Source organism: Paenibacillus sp. YYML68 (assembly GCF_027923405.1).
Classification (GTDB): domain Bacteria; phylum Bacillota; class Bacilli; order Paenibacillales; family NBRC-103111; genus Paenibacillus_G.
Genome location: NZ_BQYI01000001.1, coordinates 498,326 through 518,003 on the forward strand (window position 1 = coordinate 498,326; position 19,678 = coordinate 518,003).

The 19,678-nt window shown below is 54.9% G+C and carries 21 protein-coding genes; 15 read left to right on the forward strand and 6 right to left on the reverse strand.

From position 1 onward, the window contains the following. Positions 1 to 7 precede the first annotated feature (7 nt). Both PAE68_RS02175 and PAE68_RS02180 read left to right on the forward strand, forming a co-directional pair. The gene (locus tag PAE68_RS02175; protein WP_281883627.1) at positions 8 to 400 is read left to right on the forward strand and encodes a Fur family transcriptional regulator; all 393 of its coding nucleotides are present in this window, start codon (positions 8 to 10) and stop codon (positions 398 to 400) included. Continuing rightward, on the forward strand, positions 379 to 1,221 hold the full coding sequence (locus PAE68_RS02180) for a winged helix-turn-helix domain-containing protein (protein ID WP_281883629.1): 843 nt from the start codon (positions 379 to 381) through the stop codon (positions 1,219 to 1,221). The genes PAE68_RS02175 and PAE68_RS02180 overlap by 22 nt, the downstream gene beginning before the upstream one ends. Positions 1,222 to 1,398: 177 nt before the next feature. Here the strand turns inward: PAE68_RS02180 and PAE68_RS02185 are convergent, their stop codons facing one another. Together PAE68_RS02185 and PAE68_RS02190 are read right to left on the reverse strand one after the other, a co-directional pair. Further along, entirely contained in the window at positions 1,399 to 1,674 is a 276-nt protein-coding gene (locus PAE68_RS02185; RefSeq protein ID WP_281883631.1) for a hypothetical protein, read from the reverse strand. Between the two features lie 175 nt (positions 1,675 to 1,849). Continuing rightward, positions 1,850 to 2,140, reverse strand: coding sequence for a hypothetical protein (locus PAE68_RS02190; protein WP_281883633.1), 291 nt, complete (start codon positions 2,138 to 2,140; stop codon positions 1,850 to 1,852). 452 nt (positions 2,141 to 2,592) lie between these two features. On the opposite strand from PAE68_RS02190, the gene PAE68_RS02195 reads away from it, so the two are divergent. Continuing rightward, positions 2,593 to 4,062, forward strand: a complete 1,470-nt coding sequence (locus tag PAE68_RS02195; protein WP_281883635.1) for a catalase — start codon at positions 2,593 to 2,595, stop codon at positions 4,060 to 4,062. A 72-nt stretch (positions 4,063 to 4,134) separates the two neighbouring features. After that, entirely contained in the window at positions 4,135 to 4,611 is a 477-nt protein-coding gene (locus PAE68_RS02200; protein WP_281883637.1) for a Fur family transcriptional regulator, read from the forward strand. An 80-nt stretch (positions 4,612 to 4,691) separates the two neighbouring features. Here the strand turns inward: PAE68_RS02200 and PAE68_RS02205 are convergent, their stop codons facing one another. Then, positions 4,692 to 5,327 carry a nitroreductase family protein gene (locus tag PAE68_RS02205; protein WP_281883639.1) on the reverse strand — a complete coding sequence of 212 codons (636 nt, stop codon included), beginning with the start codon at positions 5,325 to 5,327 and terminating at the stop codon, positions 4,692 to 4,694. A gap of 109 nt (positions 5,328 to 5,436) precedes the next feature. On the opposite strand from PAE68_RS02205, the gene PAE68_RS02210 reads away from it, so the two are divergent. From PAE68_RS02210 to PAE68_RS02235, 6 genes are all read left to right on the forward strand, one after another. Continuing rightward, on the forward strand, positions 5,437 to 5,808 hold the full coding sequence (locus tag PAE68_RS02210) for a helix-turn-helix domain-containing protein (RefSeq protein ID WP_281883641.1): 372 nt from the start codon (positions 5,437 to 5,439) through the stop codon (positions 5,806 to 5,808). A gap of 644 nt (positions 5,809 to 6,452) precedes the next feature. Continuing rightward, complete coding sequence (gene nirB / locus PAE68_RS02215) at positions 6,453 to 8,888, forward strand: nitrite reductase large subunit NirB (RefSeq protein ID WP_281883643.1); 2,436 nt, start codon at positions 6,453 to 6,455, stop codon at positions 8,886 to 8,888. A 56-nt stretch (positions 8,889 to 8,944) separates the two neighbouring features. Beyond that, the gene (nirD, locus tag PAE68_RS02220) at positions 8,945 to 9,274 is read left to right on the forward strand and encodes a nitrite reductase small subunit NirD (RefSeq protein ID WP_281883645.1); all 330 of its coding nucleotides are present in this window, start codon (positions 8,945 to 8,947) and stop codon (positions 9,272 to 9,274) included. 171 nt (positions 9,275 to 9,445) lie between these two features. Continuing rightward, positions 9,446 to 10,036 (forward strand): TVP38/TMEM64 family protein, encoded by a 591-nt coding sequence (locus PAE68_RS02225; protein WP_281883647.1) that lies wholly within the window; start codon positions 9,446 to 9,448, stop codon positions 10,034 to 10,036. 139 nt (positions 10,037 to 10,175) lie between these two features. Continuing rightward, positions 10,176 to 11,252, forward strand: coding sequence for a ribosome small subunit-dependent GTPase A (gene rsgA, locus PAE68_RS02230; RefSeq protein WP_397378023.1), 1,077 nt, complete (start codon positions 10,176 to 10,178; stop codon positions 11,250 to 11,252). A 232-nt stretch (positions 11,253 to 11,484) separates the two neighbouring features. After that, positions 11,485 to 11,577 (forward strand): YjcZ family sporulation protein, encoded by a 93-nt coding sequence (locus PAE68_RS02235; RefSeq protein ID WP_281883649.1) that lies wholly within the window; start codon positions 11,485 to 11,487, stop codon positions 11,575 to 11,577. A gap of 188 nt (positions 11,578 to 11,765) precedes the next feature. On the opposite strand, the gene PAE68_RS02240 is transcribed toward PAE68_RS02235, so the two are convergent. Together PAE68_RS02240 and PAE68_RS02245 are read right to left on the reverse strand one after the other, a co-directional pair. Beyond that, a complete protein-coding gene (locus tag PAE68_RS02240; protein WP_281890864.1) occupies positions 11,766 to 12,251 on the reverse strand; it encodes a DinB family protein in 486 nt (161 codons plus the stop codon). A 226-nt stretch (positions 12,252 to 12,477) separates the two neighbouring features. Beyond that, a complete protein-coding gene (locus PAE68_RS02245; protein WP_281883651.1) occupies positions 12,478 to 14,157 on the reverse strand; it encodes a glutamine--tRNA ligase/YqeY domain fusion protein in 1,680 nt (559 codons plus the stop codon). Between the two features lie 239 nt (positions 14,158 to 14,396). Between PAE68_RS02245 and PAE68_RS02250 the strand changes: the two genes are divergently transcribed. Further along, positions 14,397 to 14,936: a hypothetical protein gene (locus PAE68_RS02250; protein ID WP_281883654.1), complete on the forward strand. Its 540-nt coding sequence runs from the start codon at positions 14,397 to 14,399 to the stop codon at positions 14,934 to 14,936. A 113-nt stretch (positions 14,937 to 15,049) separates the two neighbouring features. Further along, the gene (locus PAE68_RS02255; protein WP_397379365.1) at positions 15,050 to 16,393 is read left to right on the forward strand and encodes a DUF2252 domain-containing protein; all 1,344 of its coding nucleotides are present in this window, start codon (positions 15,050 to 15,052) and stop codon (positions 16,391 to 16,393) included. 178 nt (positions 16,394 to 16,571) lie between these two features. Here the strand turns inward: PAE68_RS02255 and PAE68_RS02260 are convergent, their stop codons facing one another. After that, positions 16,572 to 17,549, reverse strand: a complete 978-nt coding sequence (locus tag PAE68_RS02260; protein ID WP_397378026.1) for an EcsC family protein — start codon at positions 17,547 to 17,549, stop codon at positions 16,572 to 16,574. Between the two features lie 96 nt (positions 17,550 to 17,645). Between PAE68_RS02260 and PAE68_RS02265 the strand changes: the two genes are divergently transcribed. The 3 genes from PAE68_RS02265 to PAE68_RS02275 all read left to right on the forward strand — a co-directional run bounded on the left by PAE68_RS02265 (position 17,646) and on the right by PAE68_RS02275 (position 19,301). Beyond that, positions 17,646 to 17,783 carry a hypothetical protein gene (locus PAE68_RS02265; protein WP_309299309.1) on the forward strand — a complete coding sequence of 46 codons (138 nt, stop codon included), beginning with the start codon at positions 17,646 to 17,648 and terminating at the stop codon, positions 17,781 to 17,783. Positions 17,784 to 17,872: 89 nt separating this feature from the next. Next, positions 17,873 to 18,307, forward strand: coding sequence for a hypothetical protein (locus tag PAE68_RS02270; protein ID WP_281883659.1), 435 nt, complete (start codon positions 17,873 to 17,875; stop codon positions 18,305 to 18,307). Between the two features lie 157 nt (positions 18,308 to 18,464). Then, on the forward strand, positions 18,465 to 19,301 hold the full coding sequence (locus tag PAE68_RS02275; protein WP_281883660.1) for a hypothetical protein: 837 nt from the start codon (positions 18,465 to 18,467) through the stop codon (positions 19,299 to 19,301). Positions 19,302 to 19,678 lie beyond the last annotated feature (377 nt).

Below are 19,678 nucleotides of genomic sequence, written 5' to 3' on the forward strand. Positions count from 1 at the left end.
GGCGCATATGAATAAACTCAACTTAACCCCACAGCGTAAAGTAATCTACGATATATTGGTTCAGAGCGACGACCATCCGACGGCAGCAGAAGTCATCGAGCGGCTGCGGGAGATGGGCCAGCATCTGGCCTACGGCACGGTCTATAATTCGCTGCGCTACTTGACGGACATGGGCTTGATCCGCGAGCTCAAGCTGGGAGAGGCATCCAGTCGGTACGATGCGCGTATGGAGAATCACCATCATATTCAGTGTGCCGTGTGCGGCAAGGTGGATGAAGTGCACACGGAGGAGCCAGCCGAATGGCTGAAGGCGATAGAAGCAGAAACGGGCTATACGATCGATCATTCTCATCTGGTATTCGAAGGAGTGTGTTCGGGATGCAGAGCAGCCGCAAAGTGATAGAGCTGGCCTCAGTTCGTCTGATGCCCAAGACGCCGAGGGAGGAGCAGGCCGCACGGGAGCTGCCGGAGCCTACGGGCGCGTACTGCAGCAAGACGCAGCGTCTTGCTGTGATCAGCGTCTTCCCGGAGAGGCTGCATGAGCTCGTGGGCGATCTGTCCGCACGCTGCCTCGATGTGATGATGTTCCACCGCTTCGAGCCGGACGTGATGCGTGGTCTGCCGGTAGAGGCGATCGTCCTCGATGCGGCGGCAGCCGAGGCGGCTGGTGAGCTTGCTGCACTGCGGGAGGCCGTGGCCCAGCATAGCGGCAGTCGTGCTCAGCTGGTATGGCTCGTTGACCGCGAGGGGCTGGCTGCTCAGCTCCCTGCACATTCGCTCGTCGTCTCGACGCGAGATCGGATGCTGGCGGTGGAGCGCATTATGGGGCGTCTATCCGCGGCGGAGTCGATGGGGCTGTCTGGTGACGCCGCGACCGACGCGTCTGTCCGTGTACAGCATTCCGGCGGTACGTCCGGCGTGTACACGTTCAAGGATCTCACGCTCGACCCGAAGCGTATGACGCTGTCCCAGTCGGGCAAGCGCGTCGACGTGACGAAGACGGAATTCGAGCTGCTGCTGCTCCTGATGCAGGCGGGCGGCGAGGTGCTGTCGCGCGAGGTGATCATGGACGGCGTCTGGGGCAGTCAATATTTCGGCGGCAGCAACGTCGTCGATGTCCACGTGAAGAGCTTGCGCAAGAAGCTGCGCGATTCCGCCGCGGCTCCCGCTTACATTAGTACGGTGCGCGGCGTAGGCTACAGGCTGGCCGATGGGCAGTAGGCGAGGTGCTAGGGCAGGGGCAGCTAGATGGATATATTGGCAAGGCACGCTAGGCTATGAACTATAGTAACGACAGTAACGACGGTGCAGACTTCTCTTTGGTGACAAGAGGAGGCTGCACCTTTTTCGTTTCTATATGGGAGGTGGCAGGCAATTGTTCGATTGAAGCGTTGATTGCTAGCTGCCGCTTTCGTATAGCTCCTTCATTTTGTTGTGTAGATTCTCATTGAATATATAGTACGTGTGGCCGATTTGATTATTGGTCATGGACAGCTTTAATTGATTGTTTTCATAGAGATTAAGAATGAACGTATAGCCTGATTTAGGCTCTTGATTGGGGTCGACGGTGAACTCCATATGTTTAATGTTATCGAGGAACTTTTGTATGGTCTCTTGATCCTGATACGTCTTGGTACGCCCTGTGGCTCCATCCTTCAGATCGATTCGGTCCATGCTCGTCAGGTCTCCCGGATAGAGCTGAGCTAGGGATGAGCTTGCTGCGGGTACGTGTGGTAGCTGTTGATTCGGACTCTGGCTGCTACAGCCTGAAGTAGACAGAGCAAGCAAGAGGATCCATGCAAGCAATAGCAATCGTGGACTTTTCATACGTGTATAGCCTCCTCGTGATCTACACCTCATCAAGCTGCATCACAAGCATGACCAGACTATTATAGACTCTTTCCTGAACAAAATATCCAGCCTCACTTAGCTTCACGCCCGGTTGTGCTGGTAATAGGTGAGAAAAAGCATCGAAATCCTTATGACCGTCTACCTCGAACAGGATGCACTGCTCCAGCGCAAGGTCGAAGGATGCGTATTTTTTCAATGGAAATGTAAGTATGAGAGACCTTCCTCGTTCTGAGGATAGGAATACATACAAGAACCCATTCTTCTTATGATAAGGTATCTCCTCCAGCATCCCACAGCACCACCTACTCTATGTTTTGCCAACCATCCAAGTTTACACATTGCTAGAAACGGTTAATGTTATTCTGTGCAGCCAATCGGTGTGTAGGACGTGCTCTTCTGACCGTCGGCTTATACTTCGCAGCACCTATCGTCTCCGAATCAATAGCGTAATGATCATACCGATGAATATGACGATAACAGCAGCCATAATGATTCCTGCAGGAGTAATTAACATCAGCACACCCAACCCCTTATTTGGTTATTACTTACAGTATACCAAACGATAGCTAGCAGGTCATGCGAGTCGTTGGCGGCCTTGGACACCTCCACATTGCACACTGCACGAGCCTTCATCATTTCTTCATCAAAAGCTCATACAGCCTTCATGAATGACAGCACGCGAAATGTTATGATCAGTCCAAGGATTTAGATCAAGTCTAAATATAAAGGAGCTCGATAACGATGAATCCATTCCGCTTAACGACGAACCAAGGCGCCCCAGTCGGCGATAATCAAAACTCCCGCACAGCCGGTCCGAACGGCCCGACGCTTCTCGAGGACTACCACCTGCTAGAGAAGCTCGCTCACTTCGACCGTGAGCGTATTCCAGAGCGCGTCGTGCACGCACGCGGCGCAGGTGCCCATGGCGAGTTCGTCGTGGAGAACAGCATGAGCGCCTATACGAAGGCGCATCTGTTCGGTGAGGTTGGGCGTAAGACGACGGTATTCGTTCGCTTCTCCACCGTTGTTCACGGTGTGGGCTCGCCGGAGACCGCACGCGATCCGCGTGGCTTCGCGGTGAAGCTCTACACCGAGGAGGGCAACTACGACATCGTCGGCAACCATCTTCCGGTCTTCTTCATTCGCGATGCGATCAAGTTCCCGGACATGGTTCACTCGCTGAAGCCTGCGCCGGACACGAACGTGCAGACTCCTGCGCGCTACTGGGACTTCATGACGCTCACGCCGGAGTCGACGCATATGCTCACTTGGGTGTTCTCCGATAACGGAACGCCGGCCAACTATCGCCAGATGGACGGCTTCGGCGTACACGCCTTCAAGTGGATCAACGCACAGGGTAAGGTCACGTATGTGAAATACCACTGGAAGTCGAAGCAGGGCGTCGTTAACTTCTCGGCGAGCGAGGCGCAGGACATGCAGGGTCGCGACTTCAACCATGCGACGCGTGACCTGTACGATCAGATCTCGGAAGGCAATTACCCAGCATGGGAGCTGCATGTGCAGCTACTGCCGGTCGAGGACCTCGATGCGCACAGCTTCGATCCGCTCGATCCGACGAAGGTGTGGCCAGAGAACCTGTATCCGCTGCACAAGATCGGTACGATGACACTGAACCGCAATCCGGACAATTTCTTCGCTGAGGTCGAGCAGTCCGCCTTCTCGCCGAGCGCGCTCGTGCCAGGCATCGAGCCTTCCGAGGATAAGCTGCTGCAGGGCCGTCTGTTCTCGTACCCGGATACGCAGCGTTACCGTCTGGGCGCGAACTATTTGCAAATTCCGGTCAACTGCCCGTATGCGTCGGTGCGCAACCATCAGCGTGATGGCTTCATGAACGTGAAGCAGGACAGCTCGCCGGTCAACTACGAGCCGAACAGCTTCTCCGACAGCCCGAAGGAGGACCCGGCATACGCAGACAGCACCGCACCGCTGCACGGCGCGGCAGGTCGCCAGCGCATTGCGAAGACCGACGACTTCACCCAGGCAGGGGAGAAGTACCGCAGCTTCACGCCGCAGGAGCGCGACAATCTGATCGCGAACCTCGTTAACGATCTGAAGGCGACGCCGCAAGACATTCAGCTGCGTGCGATCTGCAACTTCTTCCGCGCAGACGTAGAGTACGGCGCTAGAATTGCCGCTGGTCTTGGAATTGACATCTCTGGCTTCATGTCGGCCGCTCCGACGAAGGAATAACACTTATTCAATAGCCTGCAGCAAGGCTGAATAGCGCGGTAACACCCGTAGAGGAAGGAGGGGACAGCTCCCATGAAGGTCACTAGGAATGAGGCGATACAGAAGCTGAAGGAGCTGGGTATTCGGATGACGACGCAGCGCGAGCTGCTGCTCCATTATTTGTACGAGCGGCTGTCGCATCCTTCGGCTGAGCAGCTGTATGAAGCGATCTATGCCGATTACCCGAAGGTCGTCAGCATTACGACGGTATACAACAACTTGAGATTACTGCGCGAGCAGCGTCTTGTGAAGGAATTTTACATTCACCATACAGGCACCGCCAGATACGATACGAATGTTCAGCCGCACCATCATCTGTACTGTACCTCGTGTCATAGTGTGACCGACTATGCGGCTGCTGGCTCGCTCCCGACTCTGGCCTCGGGAAGGCTTGAGCCTGTGCAGGAGCTGCCGCCGGGGTTCATCACCGAGCAGGTGTATCTCGAAATATCCGGTATGTGCGAGGCGTGCAGCCAGCCGCAGCCGTTACGCCGAGAGATTGCGATATAAGTCGGTTAGGGTGAGGTGAAATCCGCAGCTTCCTTAGGGAGCTGCGGATTTTTATACGATCAGCTACGTTTCAGTCACCCTTACCGCCAGAACGTAATCTGATCGGGATGCAGACGAACGGAAGGATAGCCTGCCTCTGCGGCTTTGCCAATTGAGACGATGACGACAGGCACGTACCGCTCGGCATCCAGGCCGAAGGCTTCGGCTAACTGATCCGCCTCAAATCCGGCCATCGGATTCGTGTCATACCCGTAAGCTCTGGCCGTCAGCATCAATTGCATCGTGAACAGTCCGCAGTCGAAGCGCGTCACCTCACTGGACTTCTCGGGAGGAAGTGACGGGAAGTACGACTTGATCATACCTAGCTGCTGGTCGCGCACCTCTGGCGGCATTTTGCCTTGTTCCACAGCAAGGTTATAGATGTAATCGGCGTTCTCGTAATATCTTGTATCTGCGAAGATCAGCAGCATCGCGGAGGACGTATCGTTCTGACGCGTATTGAACATGACGAGCGGACGCAGCTTCTTCTTCCCTTCCTCACTCTCCACGACGACGACCCGCCAAGGCTGGAGGTTCGCCGACGATGGAGCGGAGGCTGCGGTCTCGATGATTGCAGTCAGCTCCTCTCTTGGTATCCGGTAATTCGGCTGATAGACTCGAACGGAACGTCTGCCCTTCATGATGCTCTCAAGCTGGTTCTCTCTTAACTCTTTCATATGGTCAGCTCCTTCTTGTATACTCGTGAGATCGTGCACGTATCATCACTTCCCATAGCGTAAACCATGAAGTATACTTCATAGCAAGAGACTTCATGAGATGGAGGAGATGGCTGTGAGGATTAGCGAAGTAGCGAAGCTGACAGGGCTTCCGATCTCGACGATTCGTTATTACGAGAAGTCAGGTCTCATTCCTGATGAATATATGCGTAGAGACTCCAATCATTATCGGATCTACGAGTCGGACATTGTTCGCCACTTGGACGTTGTGAAGACGTGTCTTGCAGTCGGCTTTTCCATACAAGATGTGAAGTCGATGATCGCGAAGCAAGGGCTCACGAGAGAAGAGCAGACACGTATACTTAGAGACAAAATAGCCGAGCTCGAAGAAGCGCAGCACAAATTAGCGGCGGCCAAGCGATCACTTACCGACATTCTCGAATCGAGCATCTGGTGCGAGAAAGGGTTCGGCAAGCATTGATGCCGCTGCATCCGTTATATCGTTCAAGCTCTAGTGTCACCACATGCGTGGTGGCTTTTTTGCATCCATTTCTCCTCGTAACGGAACTCAGAGGCCTTAATTTGCCGTTTCGAGACGATTACAGCTGCTAACGGAACTCATCGTCGCTATATGACCATTATGAGGTCGAGACGGTACAGAAGCTGAACAATAACGTCTCTGCGTTCCGTTAACGGTCCATACAGCCCCATTTTCACCGAATAACGCCTCCTCGTTCCGTAAGCGTAGACGCTCATTGGCCTGCTGTCATGGTTAGCATGATCCACAAGTACCCTATATCTGAGTTCTTACCTTCGACCTGCCATCAATAAAGACGTGATTGCTCATCTTTTATTCCGTTCTGTGCCGTACAATAAGCTTTGAATGTAAGAATACCTGACTCCAAAGAGAGATATTAAGCTTTTTTATAAAGTCCATAAGAAATAATGTTATGAAAATTTACATAAAAGTGTTGTCAATCATGTGACGTATCGCTTATATTATTAAGTAACAGAACAATGTTAGATAATCTTACTTAGTCGAAGTTTTCTACTCAAAGTCCCTATGTTAAGCTGTCGCGACAAGCGTTTGTGTTAGATATTATTACATGATGGAGTGTGAGTACGATGAAGAAGAAGCTCGTTCTCGTTGGTAATGGTATGGCTGGCGTATCCTGTGTCGAGCAATTGCTCAAGATCGCTCCGAACAAATATGAAGTGACGATATTCGGTAAGGAGCCTCATCCGAACTACAACCGGATTCTGCTGTCCAAGGTACTGGCTGGCGATTCGGACATGAAGGATATTGTGCTGAACGACTGGTCCTGGTATGAGGAGAACGGCATCACGCTCCATACCGGCCACGAGGTGAATCAGATTGACACCGTGAACAAGACGGTCACATCGGACCGGGGGCTGACAGTCGCCTACGATGAGCTCATTCTCGCGACAGGCTCGCTGCCGTTCATGCTGCCGCTGCCAGGTGCGGATAAGGAAGGCGTCATCGCCTTCCGAGATATTCAAGATTGCGAGACGATGATCGAGGCGGCGAAGCAATACAAGAAGGCCGTCGTCATCGGTGGCGGCTTGCTCGGTCTGGAGGCTGCCCGCGGCCTACTGAACCTCAACATGGAAGTGTCGGTCGTTCATATCCACCACTACTTGATGGAGCGTCAGCTCGATGAGACCGCAGCGCTCATGCTGCAGCGGGAGCTGGAGCAGCAAGGCATGCAGTTCCTGCTTCAGAAGAACTCCGAGTCGATTCTGGGCAAAAACCGCGTCACCGGCCTCAAGTTCAAGGACGGCTCGTCAGTCGATGCGGATCTGATCGTCATGGCGGTCGGTATTAAGCCGAGCGTCGAGCTTGCGAAGTCGGCAGGTATTACGGTGAATCGCGGTATCGTGGTCAACGACTACATGGAGACGGACGTTCCAAGCGTCTACGCGGTTGGCGAGTGCGCCGAGCACCGCGGCATCGCCTACGGCCTCGTCGCTCCGCTCTATGAGCAGGGCGCTGTGCTGGCGAAGCGTCTTGCAGGCGCTGAGACGGAAGGCTACCAAGGCTCCGTCGTGTCGACGAAGCTGAAGGTGTCCGGCGTCGATGTGTTCTCTGCTGGTAACTTCGTCGATGCCCCGGGCACGCGCTCGGTACGCGTACAGGACGACTTCGACGGCATCTACAAGAAGGTCGTCATTAAGGACGGCAAGATCATCGGCTCTGTCTTGTTCGGTGACACGAGCGACGGCTCCCGCATCTTCGCGATGATCCGCAAGGGCGAGGACGTGACGGGCAAGGAGAAGGAAGTGCTGCTGGGCGAAGGCGGCGGAGGCACGAAGAAGTCTGGCGCTGAGCTGGTCGCGGCGATGCCAGATGATGAGATCATCTGCGGCTGTAACGGCGTATCCAAGGGTGCGATCGTCAGTGCGATCAACGAGAAGGGCTGCTCCAGCGTCAACGATGTGAAGGCATGCACGAAGGCGTCGGCCTCGTGTGGCGGCTGTAAGCCGCTCGTCGCTGATGTGCTGTCGTTCGTGCTCGGCGCAGACGGCGTGCAGACGGTCAAGGAAGGCATCTGCGGCTGCACATCGCTGTCGCGTGACGAGGTCGTCGAGTCGATTCGCAGCATGAGTCTGACAACGAGCCGCGAGGTGATGAACGTGCTCGAGTGGAGCAATCCGGAAGGGTGCTCCAAGTGCCGCCCGGCGCTCAACTACTACCTCGGTATGGTATGGCCGGCTGAGCATGAGGACGAGAGAGAATCCCGCTTCGTCAACGAGCGTAACCACGCGAACATTCAGAAGGATGGCACGTATTCGGTCGTGCCTCGTATATATGGCGGCGTCACGACGCCGCAGGATTTGAAGAAGATCGCCGAGGTAGCGGAGAAGTATGAGGTGCCGATGGTGAAGTTCACCGGCGGACAGCGGATCGACCTGCTCGGTATTAAGAAGGAGGATCTGCCTAGCGTATGGGCGGAGCTCGACATGCCTTCCGGCTACGCATACGGGAAGGCGCTCCGTACGGTCAAGACGTGTGTCGGCAACACGTTCTGCCGCTTCGGCACGCAGGACTCGATCCAGATGGGCATCGACATGGAGAAGAAGTTCGAGCGTCTGAACACACCGGCGAAGGTGAAGATGGCAGTATCCGGCTGCCCGCGTAACTGTGCCGAATCACTGATCAAGGACCTCGGTGTCGTCGCGATTGATGGAGGCTGGGAGCTGTACGTAGGCGGCAACGGCGGTACGAAGCTGCGAGGCGGCGACCTGCTCGTGAAGGTGAAGACGAGCGACGAGGTGCTGGAATGGACGGGCGCGTTCCTGCAATATTACCGCGAGACGGGCAAGTTCAACGAGCGTACGTCCGAATGGACGGAGCGTATGGGGCTTGATGCGATCAAGCAGGCGCTGGAGAAGGCGGAGGATCGTCAGGCGCTCGTCGAGCGGATCGAGCATACGCTGAGCCTGATGAAGGACCCATGGAAGGAAATTATCGAGACCGAGCAGCTGAAGGCGACGTTCGAGGTGCTGGCTGAGGTCGAGGTAGCGGCAGCGGCAGAGTAACGGGGCAGAAGCATAGACGGATTGGCTAAATTTATATTCGAAAGGACTGAGTCGATATGAACCGTATTATCGTGGGTCACATGTCCGATATTATGGAGAAGCGCTCGCGGGTGGTCGTAGCCGGCGGGAAGGAAATCGCGATCTTCAAGCTGTCCACGGGGGAGCTGAAGGCGATCGAGAACAAGTGCCCGCATAAGGGCGGCAAGCTGTCCGAAGGCATTCTGTGCGATCATCATGTCTTCTGTCCGCTGCATGACTGGAAGATCGACGTGAATGACGGTCTTGTGCAGGCTCCGGATGAGGGCTGTGTCGAGACATTCCGCATCGAGGTCGAGGAAGGCGGACTGCTGGCTCTTTATTTGAACGAGGTTGATATGGCTTCTTAATTAAAAATTAACATGCACTCCAAAGTGCCTGACGAGGCTGGCTAGCGTAAGCGGCGGCTTCGAACGGGTGCTTTTTTTTCGTGCGGCGGGAAGGAGAATAACTTTGCTTCTAGGCAGCTCCATCGCTTATAGTGAAGGAAGTACAAGCATAAGGTGGTTGGGAACTGAGCTATGGATTGGACGAACAAGCTGACCTCGATCAGGTGGGAAGATATACAGCACTGGCTGCAGCAGTACGAGTCATTGGGCCCGATTCCGGGAATCGTCGCGCCGATGCTCGAGTCATTCTTCCCTGTGCTGCCGTTAGTGGCAATACTCGTTGCGAATGTGAACGCCTATGGACTAGGCCAAGGGTTCCTGCTCTCGTGGATTGGCGTCGTAGCAGGTTCCATTAGCGTATTCGCCATCGTGCGGGCGCTGGGTGGTCGTCTGCGCAGCATGCTGGAGAGTCGTCTGCCGCGGACGGAGAAGCTGATTCATTGGCTGGAGAAGCACGGCTTCACGTCGATCTTCCTGCTCGCCTGCTTCCCGTTCACGCCGTCCTCGCTGGTCAATATCGTGTCGGGCATGTCGCGCATTCCGTTCCATACGTTCTTCACGGCGACGCTGCTCGGCAAGGGCGTCATGATCTTCCTCGTCTCGATGGCCGGTAGCGACCTTGGGGGCATGCTGAGGAATCCGTGGAAGCTGGCGCTCATTATTGGGGTGCTGGCGCTGATGTGGTTCATTGGCAAGAGGCTGGAGAAACGGTATATGAAGTAAGGAGGCGGTGTAACCGAGCAGATTATTCGGTTATAACCGTCTTTTCCATAGTAAGGGAGTGAGCCTGTGTCTATACTGAAGCATGCAGGGCGATGCAGCTATCGTCTGTGCAGCATTCGTGAAGGCGGAGGTACGACGATTGAATGATATCGATCTGAGAGCTTGGGGCTGGCGCGAGGAGCTGGAGCAGCCGTTCGCTCCGTGGAAGGAGCAGGGCTGTGTGCCGGGGCGCGTCGTGCTGGAGCATAAGCGGCTGTACCGTGTGAGGAGCGAGCATGGCGAGCTGCTGGCCGAGGTATCCGGCAAAATGATGCATCTAGCCGTAGGCCGGGCTGATTATCCCGCGGTCGGTGATTGGGTCGTGCTGCGTGCGCGTCCTGAGGAGGGCCGGGCGACGATTCAGGCTGTGCTGCCGCGCAGCAGCAAGTTCTCCCGCAAGGCGGCGGGGTCTACGGTGCAGGAGCAGGTCGTGGCGGCCAATATCGACACGGTATTCCTCGTGCACGCGCTGAACCATGATTATAATGTGCGGCGGCTGGAGCGCTACTTGACGCTTGCTTACGAGAGCGGCGCACAGCCTGTCGTGCTGCTAAGCAAGGCCGATCTGTGCGAGTCGGTCGCGGATCGGCTGTCCGAGGTGCGGCTCATCGCGCCGGGTGCGCCCGTGTACGCGCTCAGCACGGTCAAGGATGAAGGGCTGGAGCCGCTGAAGGTGTACCTGCAGCCGGGACTGACGGTGGCGCTGCTCGGCTCGTCCGGGGCGGGCAAGTCGACGCTCGCGAACAAGCTGTATGGCGCTGAGCTGCTACGGACCGGCGAGATCCGCGAAGGGGACGACCGCGGCCGTCACACGACGACGCACCGCGAGCTGGTGCGGCTGCCTTCGGGCGCGCTATTGATCGATACGCCCGGCATGCGGGAGCTGCAGCTGTGGGAGGCGGAGAGCGGGCTTGCCGCTGCGTTCGACGACGTCGAGGAGGTGGCTGCGCGGTGTCGCTTCGGCGACTGCAGCCATGCGGGCGAGCCGGGCTGCGCCGTACAGGCGGCGCTGGTGAGCGGCGCTCTTGCAGACGCTCGCTACCAGAGCTACGTCAAGCTGCAGAAGGAGCTGGCGTATGAGGCGAGGCGGGCGGACAGCTCACTGCAGCGGGCGGAGAAGGAGCGCTGGAAGAAGCTTCATGGCGATATGAAGAAGCATCCGAAGCGGCCGCGATAGGTGGGAGCAACGCTAGCGGTGGGCTGACGGTCTTAGCGCTCCAGACGGTTCAGACGGTCCCAGGGGGAAGCAGCCCCGGCATGAGCGGGTTCTCCTGCGTGGAGTCGTCGAGGGCCTCCATAGCTAGCAAGCGCCTAAAGTGAGGTCAGCTGGACGCGAGCCCATTCGTTCTGTCCGCCCTAGGCATAGGATATAGCGTAAGTCAATCAGCTCCCCAAGGAGGACGATATTCATGACACACGCAGGTAATGCCTATACAACGACAGGTGCCATTCTGGTTCTGTTCATTCTTCTTGTGATCATCTGCAGCACGGTTCTGGTCTAACGCATAATGATGAGCAGCGCGCGTGGCTTAGCGCCGCATGGCTGCCTATTCAATAGCATCCTAACAAGCGCCGCTCTTCCCATGAGGGAGGGCGGCGCTTGCGGTGTGGAGCGGTATGCTGCGTTCCTCGGTGACTCGGTGCCTTGCGCATAGCGGCGGCAGTCTCCAGACGAACGACGGGCTTACGCCTAGGCCATCTGCGCCCATTCCTCTTGGGCCGGTCCGTAGACGCCAGGCACCTTCAGTCCGGCTTGACGCATGAGGACGGTCATCTGGCCGCGATGATGAATCTGGTGCGCAACCAGAATGTGCAGCGTCAGCCCGTTCGGCCAAGGCTCGCCGTACAAGTTCACAAGCTCCTGCAGCGACGCGTCGGTCCACTGCGAGCGGATCGCCTCCAGCATGGAGTCACAGGCACGCTCATAGCTCTGGACGATGTCTTCGGCCGTAGCAGGCATCTGGGCATGCTCACCCGGCGCCTCGAATGTCAGTCCGGTACGGCTCATCATCTCGTGCAGTGTTGTGACGAGGTGCCACGCCAGCTCGCCGAGCTTGCGATGGCCGGGTGCTACCTCCTGAGAGAGGGATTCATCGGTCAGTGCGCGGAGCACCTTCAGGGTGGAGCTGCTTTCAAACTGCCACGTCTCTTCGAATCCAGCGATTGTTTGGTACATCATGGGCCAATACATCCTTTCAAGGGGGAGTGGGATTGCCATGAAGTGCTACAGGTTGTATATATCCAATTCCACACATATGTTCGTATTTCCTGCCGGCTATATGTTAAGGAATAATTAAGTTATACGCGCGCACATAACGAAGGCCGTCCCCCCCTCCGTCGGAACGGATGAAGAGACGGCCCTATTCATATGCAGACAGTAGACAAGTAGACAGGGGGCAGGATCAGCCCTTGCCCTTGGTGGCGTCGAACGAGCTCTTCAGCGAGACGATACGGTTGAAGACGAGCTTCTCAGCACTCGTATGCTTCGGATCGACATTGAAGTAGCCGTGACGGAAAAACTGGAACTTGTCGTGCCCCGCTGCATCCTTCATGTTATCTTCGACATAGCCTTGCACGGACACGAACGACTGCGGATTCAGGTTGTCGAGGAAGCTGTCGCTCTCGCCAGCCGATGCATCAAGAATGAGCGGCTCGTACAGCCGGAATTCGGCCTTGCGCGCCTGAGTCGCCTCGACCCAGTGAATCGTCCCCTTCACCTTGCGGCCGGTGAAGCCGCTGCCGCTCTTCGTCTCAGGGTCGTACGTGCAGCGAAGCTCGATCACTTGACCGGCCTCATCCTTCACGACCTCCTCGCACTTGATGAAGTACGCGTGCTTCAGACGCACCTCGTTGCCCGGGAACAAGCGGTGGTAGCCCTTGACCGGCTCCTCCATGAAGTCATCCTGCTCCACATAGATCTCACGGGAAAAAGGAATGTGCCGAACGCCCATCTCCTCGTTCTCGGAGTTGATCTCGGCCTCCAGCATCTCGACCTGCCCCTCCGGGTAGTTCGTGATGACGATCTTCAGCGGCTGCAGCACCGCCATCGTGCGCGGAGCCTTCAGCTTCAGGTCCTCGCGGATGAAGTGCTCGAGCAGCTTCTCATCGACCGTGCTGTTCGCCTTGGCGACGCCGATCTCGCGGCAAAACTCGCGAATCGCCTCCGGTGTATATCCGCGGCGACGCAAGCCTGAGATGGTCGGCATGCGCGGGTCGTCCCAGCCGTCCACCACCTGCTCGTCGACGAGCTGCTTCAGCTTTCTCTTACTCATCACCGTGTTGGTTACGTTCAGTCTGGCGAATTCGTACTGCTGCGGCACGCAGTCCATCTCACAGGCACGGATGACCCAATCGTACAGCGGTCTGTGGTCGGCGAATTCGAGCGTACAGATCGAATGCGTCACGCCCTCGATCGCATCCTCCAGCGGATGCGCATAGTCGTACATCGGGTAGATGCACCACTTGTCGCCAGTATTATGATGATGCGCGTGGGAGATGCGGTACAGCACCGGATCGCGCATGTTCAGGTTCGGTGAAGCCATATCGATCTTGGCGCGAAGCACCTTCTCGCCGTTCTGGAACTCACCCTTGCGCATGCGCTCGAACAGGTCGAGATTCTCCTCAACGGAGCGGCTGCGGAACGGGCTGTCTTGTCCTGGCTCCGTCAGCGTGCCGCGCGTCTTGCGAATGTCGTCGGCCGACAGATCGCACACGTACGCTTGTCCCTTCTTGATCAGCAGCACGGCGCGGTTGTACATCTCCTCGAAGAAGTCGGAGGCGAAGAACAGCTTCTCCCAATCGAAGCCGAGCCACAACACATCCTCCTTAATCGATTCAACGTACTCCGTATCCTCCTTCAGCGGGTTCGTATCGTCGAAGCGAAGATGCGTGCGGCCGTTGAACTCATCGGCGACCTCGAAGTTGAGGCAGATCGACTTCGCATGTCCGATATGGAGGTAGCCGTTCGGCTCCGGCGGGAAGCGCGTGACGATCTCCTTCACTTTACCGGACTTGAGATCCTCAGCGACGATTTGCTTAATGAAATGATTAGATGAAGCAGGCGCAGGTTTCGTTCTCTCCACGGTGGTATCAACCTCTCTCTACGTGACAATATCGTATCGCAATAAGACCGTAAATCTATTACTCCTTATAATACACAATTTTACCGTGGATTATAATGGTTTTTCGCGACATTCGCTCGCAGGAGGTGCTGTTGGACGAGGGTTAGTCCGTTTTTGCCCCCATAAAATGACAACCGATGACGAATGCTCTACTACGCCCGACGAACCATTGGTACGCAAAATGTGGAGGAGGGATCACGATGAATACGAATGATAACGCTGGAAATGAGCAGAGGTACGAGCAGGAAAGGGCCTATGACCCTCAGAGGAGGTACGAGTCGTCTAGATCGCATGAGCAGGCGGATAGGCTTGAGGAGGCGGGCAGAGGAGCGCGTGAGCAAGGTGTCGAGCGTGATGAGGCGGGCTCGTATGGGCGAGGCGGGGCGTACGATCAGCAGAGCATGCTGGAGCAGGCGTATGCAGCAGGTCGCCGTGAGGCGGCTGAGGAGCGACATCGGGCGCAAGCCCGCGGCTGGCGGTGGGTGTGGCTGGTCGCTGCTGTGCTCGGCGTCGGGGTGATCGCGGTGATGCTCGGGGCATTGCTCGGCGGGCTTGAGGATGTCGGGCAGGCGGTTACGCAGCAAACGGAGGCCGTCAAGGCGCAGACCGAGGCGGTGCAAGAGCAGACCGGCGTTCTGCACAGTATGCGGCAGGAGCTGGCGAGTGTGACCAGTGAGGTGAAGTCGCTCGCCGATACCGTCCGACAGGCGGTGCAGTCGTTCTTCGCCTCGATGGGCTAGAATGGACTAGACCGCGTTGACATTAGCTTTCTGGATCGGCTACGATGAGGCATAATGACGGAATTGCCAGCAGGCAGCTCGTGTTCGTTGATGCGTGGAGAGGAGCCGATCGGATGCCTATAGAGGAGAAAATTATGCGCGTGCAGCGCACGCACCGCAAGCTGCGGAAGCTGCTGCTGCAGCGCATATTCGATGAGTTTGACGGGGAGCTGATGGAGCTTGCCGAGGAGGGCCGCCGGGCGAAGTATGCGAAGATGGGGGCGAGCTCCTTTTCCTTCTTCAGGGGGAGCGCGTATTTGTTCTATTTCGACACGAGCCGGGAGTGGTTCCCGTATCATACGCCAGACGCTTACCCGACCTGGATTCAGGGCGATCTGCACTTCGAGAACTTCGGTGTGTTCCAGAGCGAGCTGGGTCGTCTGGTGTATGACGTGAATGATTTTGACGAGGGCTATATGGGCTCTTACTTGTTCGATATATTGCGGATGAGCGTAAGCATTGCGCTCGTGGCGCGTCAGCTAGGGCTTGGCGGCGAGGATGAGCATCAGGCGATCACGGCGTATACGGATGCTTATGTGAAGCAGATTCGCCGCTTCGCCCGTCGCAAGGACGATCCGCGGACGCTCGTGTTCGATAAGGAGCACGCGACCGGGCCGATTCGCAAGCTGCTGAAGAAGGCGGAGAAGCGCGCGGCCTCGCAGTTCCTCGAGGGTGTGACGATGCTGACGAGGGATGAGCGTACGTTCGTGCGCAGCGAGGAGCTGCTCGTGCTGAGCGCGGAGGAGCGGCGGCAGCTGGACGAGGCGTGGCCGGACTATCTGGCGACGATTGAACCCGACGCGCTGCGGCCTGCGAGCAGCTATGCGATCAAGGACGCAGCGGTGAAGCACGGCTCCGGTACGGCGTCGATCGGACTGGACCGCTACTACGTGCTGATCGAGGGAGAGGGCGGCGAGCAGTCGCCGGAGGACCGCGTGATCGAGGTGAAGGAGGTGCGCATTCCGGTGCCGGCCTACTTCATGCCGTATCACGAGCCGTTCTGGGAGCGCTTCGCCCATCAGGGCAAGCGGGTGACGGTGACGCAGCAGATGATGCACCATGAGGCGGACCCGTTCCTCGGGTACTTGTCGATGGGCGACCGGCAGTTCTACGTGCGCGAGCGTTCGCCGTACAAGAAGAAGCTGAAGCTGGAGAAGCTGGCGGGAGCGGAGGAGCTCGTGGAGGTGCTGGACTGCATGGGCCGCATCACAGCGAAGCTGCATGCGCGGGCCGATGCGGATATGGCACACAGCTTGATCGAGTACCACAGCGAGGACGAGATCGCGAAGGCGATCGGCGAGGACGAGCAGTCGTTCAGCGCCTTCGTGGCGCGCTGGGCGTCCGCGTATGCGTATCAGGTGGAGGCGGACTACGAGCTGTTCACCGAATGGGTGCAGGAGCGGTCAGTGCAGGCGTGAATCGTATAGGGTGCGAAAATAGCGGGGCCTTCAGTCGAGCAATTAGCTGAAGGCCTCGCTCAATTGTCGTATGTGTCGAACGGATGTGTTGGATGAAACGTTTGCGTACATCGAACGAGCGTGCGGTGTGGGCGTGGCGCAGGTCATCCTCTGCTACTTGGGCATGCTGTGCGACGCGTCATGTCTCGGTCTGGGCGTGAAGCCGCTCCAGAATGCGCCGCTTGCGATACAGCATCGTGGCCGCCTCTGCGACATCGTGGAGCGTGCTGCGGTTCAATATGGCGCCGAGCAGCATGCCGGCGATCGGCACGAGCTGGAACAGCTTCTTCCAGCCGAAGTTGTCGCGGTAGGCGGTAATGACCTCGCGCCATCCTTGCAGCTGGGACAGCGCCTCCCGACGCTGCTCCGCGTGCTCATGCGCTTGACCGTACACCGACAGCTCCTGCAGCACCGCCTGCTTGCCGACGTAATCGGCGGAGGCGAACTGCAGACATTTGATGACGAAGACGCGCTCCTCCTTGAGCTTTGGATCGTAGCCGTACGTCATGGCGATCTCCTGGATCGTCTTCAGCGATAGGCCGAGAATGGCTGGGATGTCGATGGCGAGCGTGAACAGTCCGCCGAAGCCGGTCGTCGCGCCCTGTGCGGTGGCGAGCGTCTTGCGACTGCGGGCGAGGCTGTCGGCGGCGCGGTTCATGACGGTGAGCGGCAGCAGCTTGACGCGCTCGAGTGTCAGTTCCTCGGCGTGTGGTGCTTGCTCAGGTGGAGCGTGCGTCAGATTGTCGGTGTGTGGTGCTTGCTCAGGCGACGCGGTCTTCACTTTCTCGGCGTGCGGTGCGTATTCAGGTGAAGCGTCCTTCAGCTCCTGCTTCAGCCGTCGCAGCACGCTGCTGTCTGAGATGAGATGCTGACCGCCAGTCTGCACGTAGCTGCCGATCTCATCGAGCGCCTCGGCGAGCTTCGTCTGCAGCGACTGCGGGGTGAGCCGATCGAGCAGCTTGAAGGGCAGGCGGCCGATTCGCTCCCACAGCCACAGATCCTTCTGCTCCTTCTCCCACGCTTCGACTTCCCGGAGCATGGTGAGGAGCGTTTCGTTCGATTCTGTATTTCGGTACAATGACGATGATGAGAGGTTGGGATGCGTGTTAACGTCCATATCGACAATTCCTCCTTGCGGCTGCTGATCATATCGTACGTATAAAGTGGGAATGGGATTCATGGTCGTTATGATAAAAGGAGCGAGGTGGGAGGTATGATTCGAATTGGCCTGGCGGGCTGGGGCGACCAGGAGCAGCTGTATGCGAGAGGGACGACGGCGAGGGATCGGTTGAAGGCATACAGCCGGTACTTCTCGGTGGTGGAGGTGGGCAGCTCGTTATCTATCATGTAGTGATTAATCAATAGGTCTAAATCTTGTAATATAGTATTGACAAAATTAAAGAGTAAATTTACTATGAAGTGGGATCCCAAATTTTACTATTGAAAGAAGATAGTGGATATTTTATGAATATTAACGGTAAGTTAGCTATGGGTGCTCTAGTATTGTCCATGTTGTTTTCAACATCTGCGTTTGCTGCATCGACTACATTTAGTGGAACTCTACCTGCAAAACAGGGAGACACTGAGGTGAGTACAGTAGGGAGAGCTAACGCGCAGGATACTGTTCAGTACTTTAGTATTAAAGTAACTAAACTATCAAACGGCTACTCATCAGTTAGAGCATGGACGGAAGAAGCAGGTTGGCAAGGAGAAAACTACTCCAATCCGTATACTGAAGTATCGGCAAATTCTAATTGGCATACTCCTGCCTATACTACAACTCCTGCTAAAGGTGATAACGTTACCTTAAATCGTGATAACCCTGTTTATACAACTTCGACAGTTTCTGTAGAGGGTGAATGGAGTCCAAACTAAACTTAAATACTTTAACGAGAGCATTATAAGCGACAAAGACTACCAGATCAAATAAGGTCTGCGATCAATATGGATTCGTTTTACAAGGGGGGGTAGTACGCCTCTTGTAAAACGAATTGTATTGCGTTACGAAAAACAGCATTCACTAGGGGGGCATATGAACTACTTTAGGATAGACCTCAAAAGGCTGATGACAAGCAAACAAGTAATAGCTACCGTTATGTTACTGCTTGTTATAGCCATAGGAGACCCAATTACAGTATATATGCAGTTTTCTAAAGATATTGGTACTGCGCAGACAATTGGACAGAATCCATTTCAGTTTTGGATGCTAATGAACTCCGTAAGTTGGGGAAACAACGTATATAATATGTTGTTCTGGATTATCGCAGTATTATTAACCGGATTAATCTACTACGATGATATAAATACTTCGATGTATATGTATCAAATTATTAGAAAAAATAAAAATCAGTACTTGTTCTCAAAGTTTCTTTCCACAGGCTTATTTTCATTTGTTATATTGTTATCTGTTTTAGAGATAAATTTATTTGTAACCTACATGCTCTTTCCTGATACGATGGTCATGACAGAGTACTATAATTTCCTAGTTCCACAAGAAAACAGTTTTGTGTATACAACTTTTATGTCAAACCCAATAAATATGGCTCATATCTACAGTTTATTAAATGCTCTCGCAATGTCAACATTTGTTATATTCTCGCTTTGTATGAGTATGTTATTTAAAATTTCAATCAGATATGTTGCACTTTTAGTTCCTGTCATTACTCTATATGGTATTAGCTTTATTTTTGATTCTTTTCCAATTTTATTTTCATATAATATCCGAATGATACTCCAGCCCAGAGCGGTTAGTGCATTAACCACTATAATTACATGGGACAATGTAATTACTGTTATAGGAGGCTGGATCATAATGAACTTACTATTTATAAGTATAATATATTTTAGATCGAGAGATTGTTATGAGTAGACGTACATTTCAATTATTATTTACAATTTATATTTCAATTACTGCCTTAATAGCTATAGTGAAATTGTCAAATGGCCATGCTTGGTTTAATCAATGGTTTTTTGATAAATTTTTCGTTTTTCAATTTGTATCCGTCATGATTATTGGATTAGTTATCGAAGGAGGATATCTCCACAACTTATCTTACATTAGGCTAGGAAGTCGAAGAGAGATTCTCCGCATAGAGTTGTTAAGATACTATAAACAAGGTTTTATTTATTTGAATATTATGTACACTTTTATAGTACTTGGAGCATTGTTACTCAAAGAAAATAATTACATCGTACAATTAATAGATTTCTATATCAGATATTTACTCGGAATTATTCTTTTTATCA

Excerpts from the sequence above, each read along its gene's own strand:
- PAE68_RS02210 (WP_281883641.1), top strand. The coding sequence starts at position 5,437 with ATGGCTGTGAGGATTAGCGAAGTAGCGAAGCTGACAGGGCTTCCGATC.
- PAE68_RS02255 (WP_397379365.1), top strand. The coding sequence starts at position 15,050 with ATGCCTATAGAGGAGAAAATTATGCGCGTGCAGCGCACGCACCGCAAG.
- PAE68_RS02235 (WP_281883649.1), top strand. The coding sequence starts at position 11,485 with ATGACACACGCAGGTAATGCCTATACAACGACAGGTGCCATTCTGGTT.
- PAE68_RS02185 (WP_281883631.1), bottom strand. The coding sequence starts at position 1,674 with ATGGACCGAATCGATCTGAAGGATGGAGCCACAGGGCGTACCAAGACG.
- nirD (WP_281883645.1), top strand. The coding sequence starts at position 8,945 with ATGAACCGTATTATCGTGGGTCACATGTCCGATATTATGGAGAAGCGC.
- PAE68_RS02195 (WP_281883635.1), top strand. The coding sequence starts at position 2,593 with ATGAATCCATTCCGCTTAACGACGAACCAAGGCGCCCCAGTCGGCGAT.
- PAE68_RS02190 (WP_281883633.1), bottom strand. The coding sequence starts at position 2,140 with ATGCTGGAGGAGATACCTTATCATAAGAAGAATGGGTTCTTGTATGTA.
- PAE68_RS02250 (WP_281883654.1), top strand. The coding sequence starts at position 14,397 with ATGAATACGAATGATAACGCTGGAAATGAGCAGAGGTACGAGCAGGAA.
- PAE68_RS02180 (WP_281883629.1), top strand. The coding sequence starts at position 379 with ATGCAGAGCAGCCGCAAAGTGATAGAGCTGGCCTCAGTTCGTCTGATG.
- PAE68_RS02205 (WP_281883639.1), bottom strand. The coding sequence starts at position 5,327 with ATGAAAGAGTTAAGAGAGAACCAGCTTGAGAGCATCATGAAGGGCAGA.
- PAE68_RS02265 (WP_309299309.1), top strand. The coding sequence starts at position 17,646 with ATGATTCGAATTGGCCTGGCGGGCTGGGGCGACCAGGAGCAGCTGTAT.
- PAE68_RS02260 (WP_397378026.1), bottom strand. The coding sequence starts at position 17,549 with ATGGACGTTAACACGCATCCCAACCTCTCATCATCGTCATTGTACCGA.
- nirB (WP_281883643.1), top strand. The coding sequence starts at position 6,453 with ATGAAGAAGAAGCTCGTTCTCGTTGGTAATGGTATGGCTGGCGTATCC.
- PAE68_RS02275 (WP_281883660.1), top strand. The coding sequence starts at position 18,465 with ATGAACTACTTTAGGATAGACCTCAAAAGGCTGATGACAAGCAAACAA.
- PAE68_RS02225 (WP_281883647.1), top strand. The coding sequence starts at position 9,446 with ATGGATTGGACGAACAAGCTGACCTCGATCAGGTGGGAAGATATACAG.
- PAE68_RS02175 (WP_281883627.1), top strand. The coding sequence starts at position 8 with ATGAATAAACTCAACTTAACCCCACAGCGTAAAGTAATCTACGATATA.
- PAE68_RS02240 (WP_281890864.1), bottom strand. The coding sequence starts at position 12,251 with ATGTACCAAACAATCGCTGGATTCGAAGAGACGTGGCAGTTTGAAAGC.
- PAE68_RS02200 (WP_281883637.1), top strand. The coding sequence starts at position 4,135 with ATGAAGGTCACTAGGAATGAGGCGATACAGAAGCTGAAGGAGCTGGGT.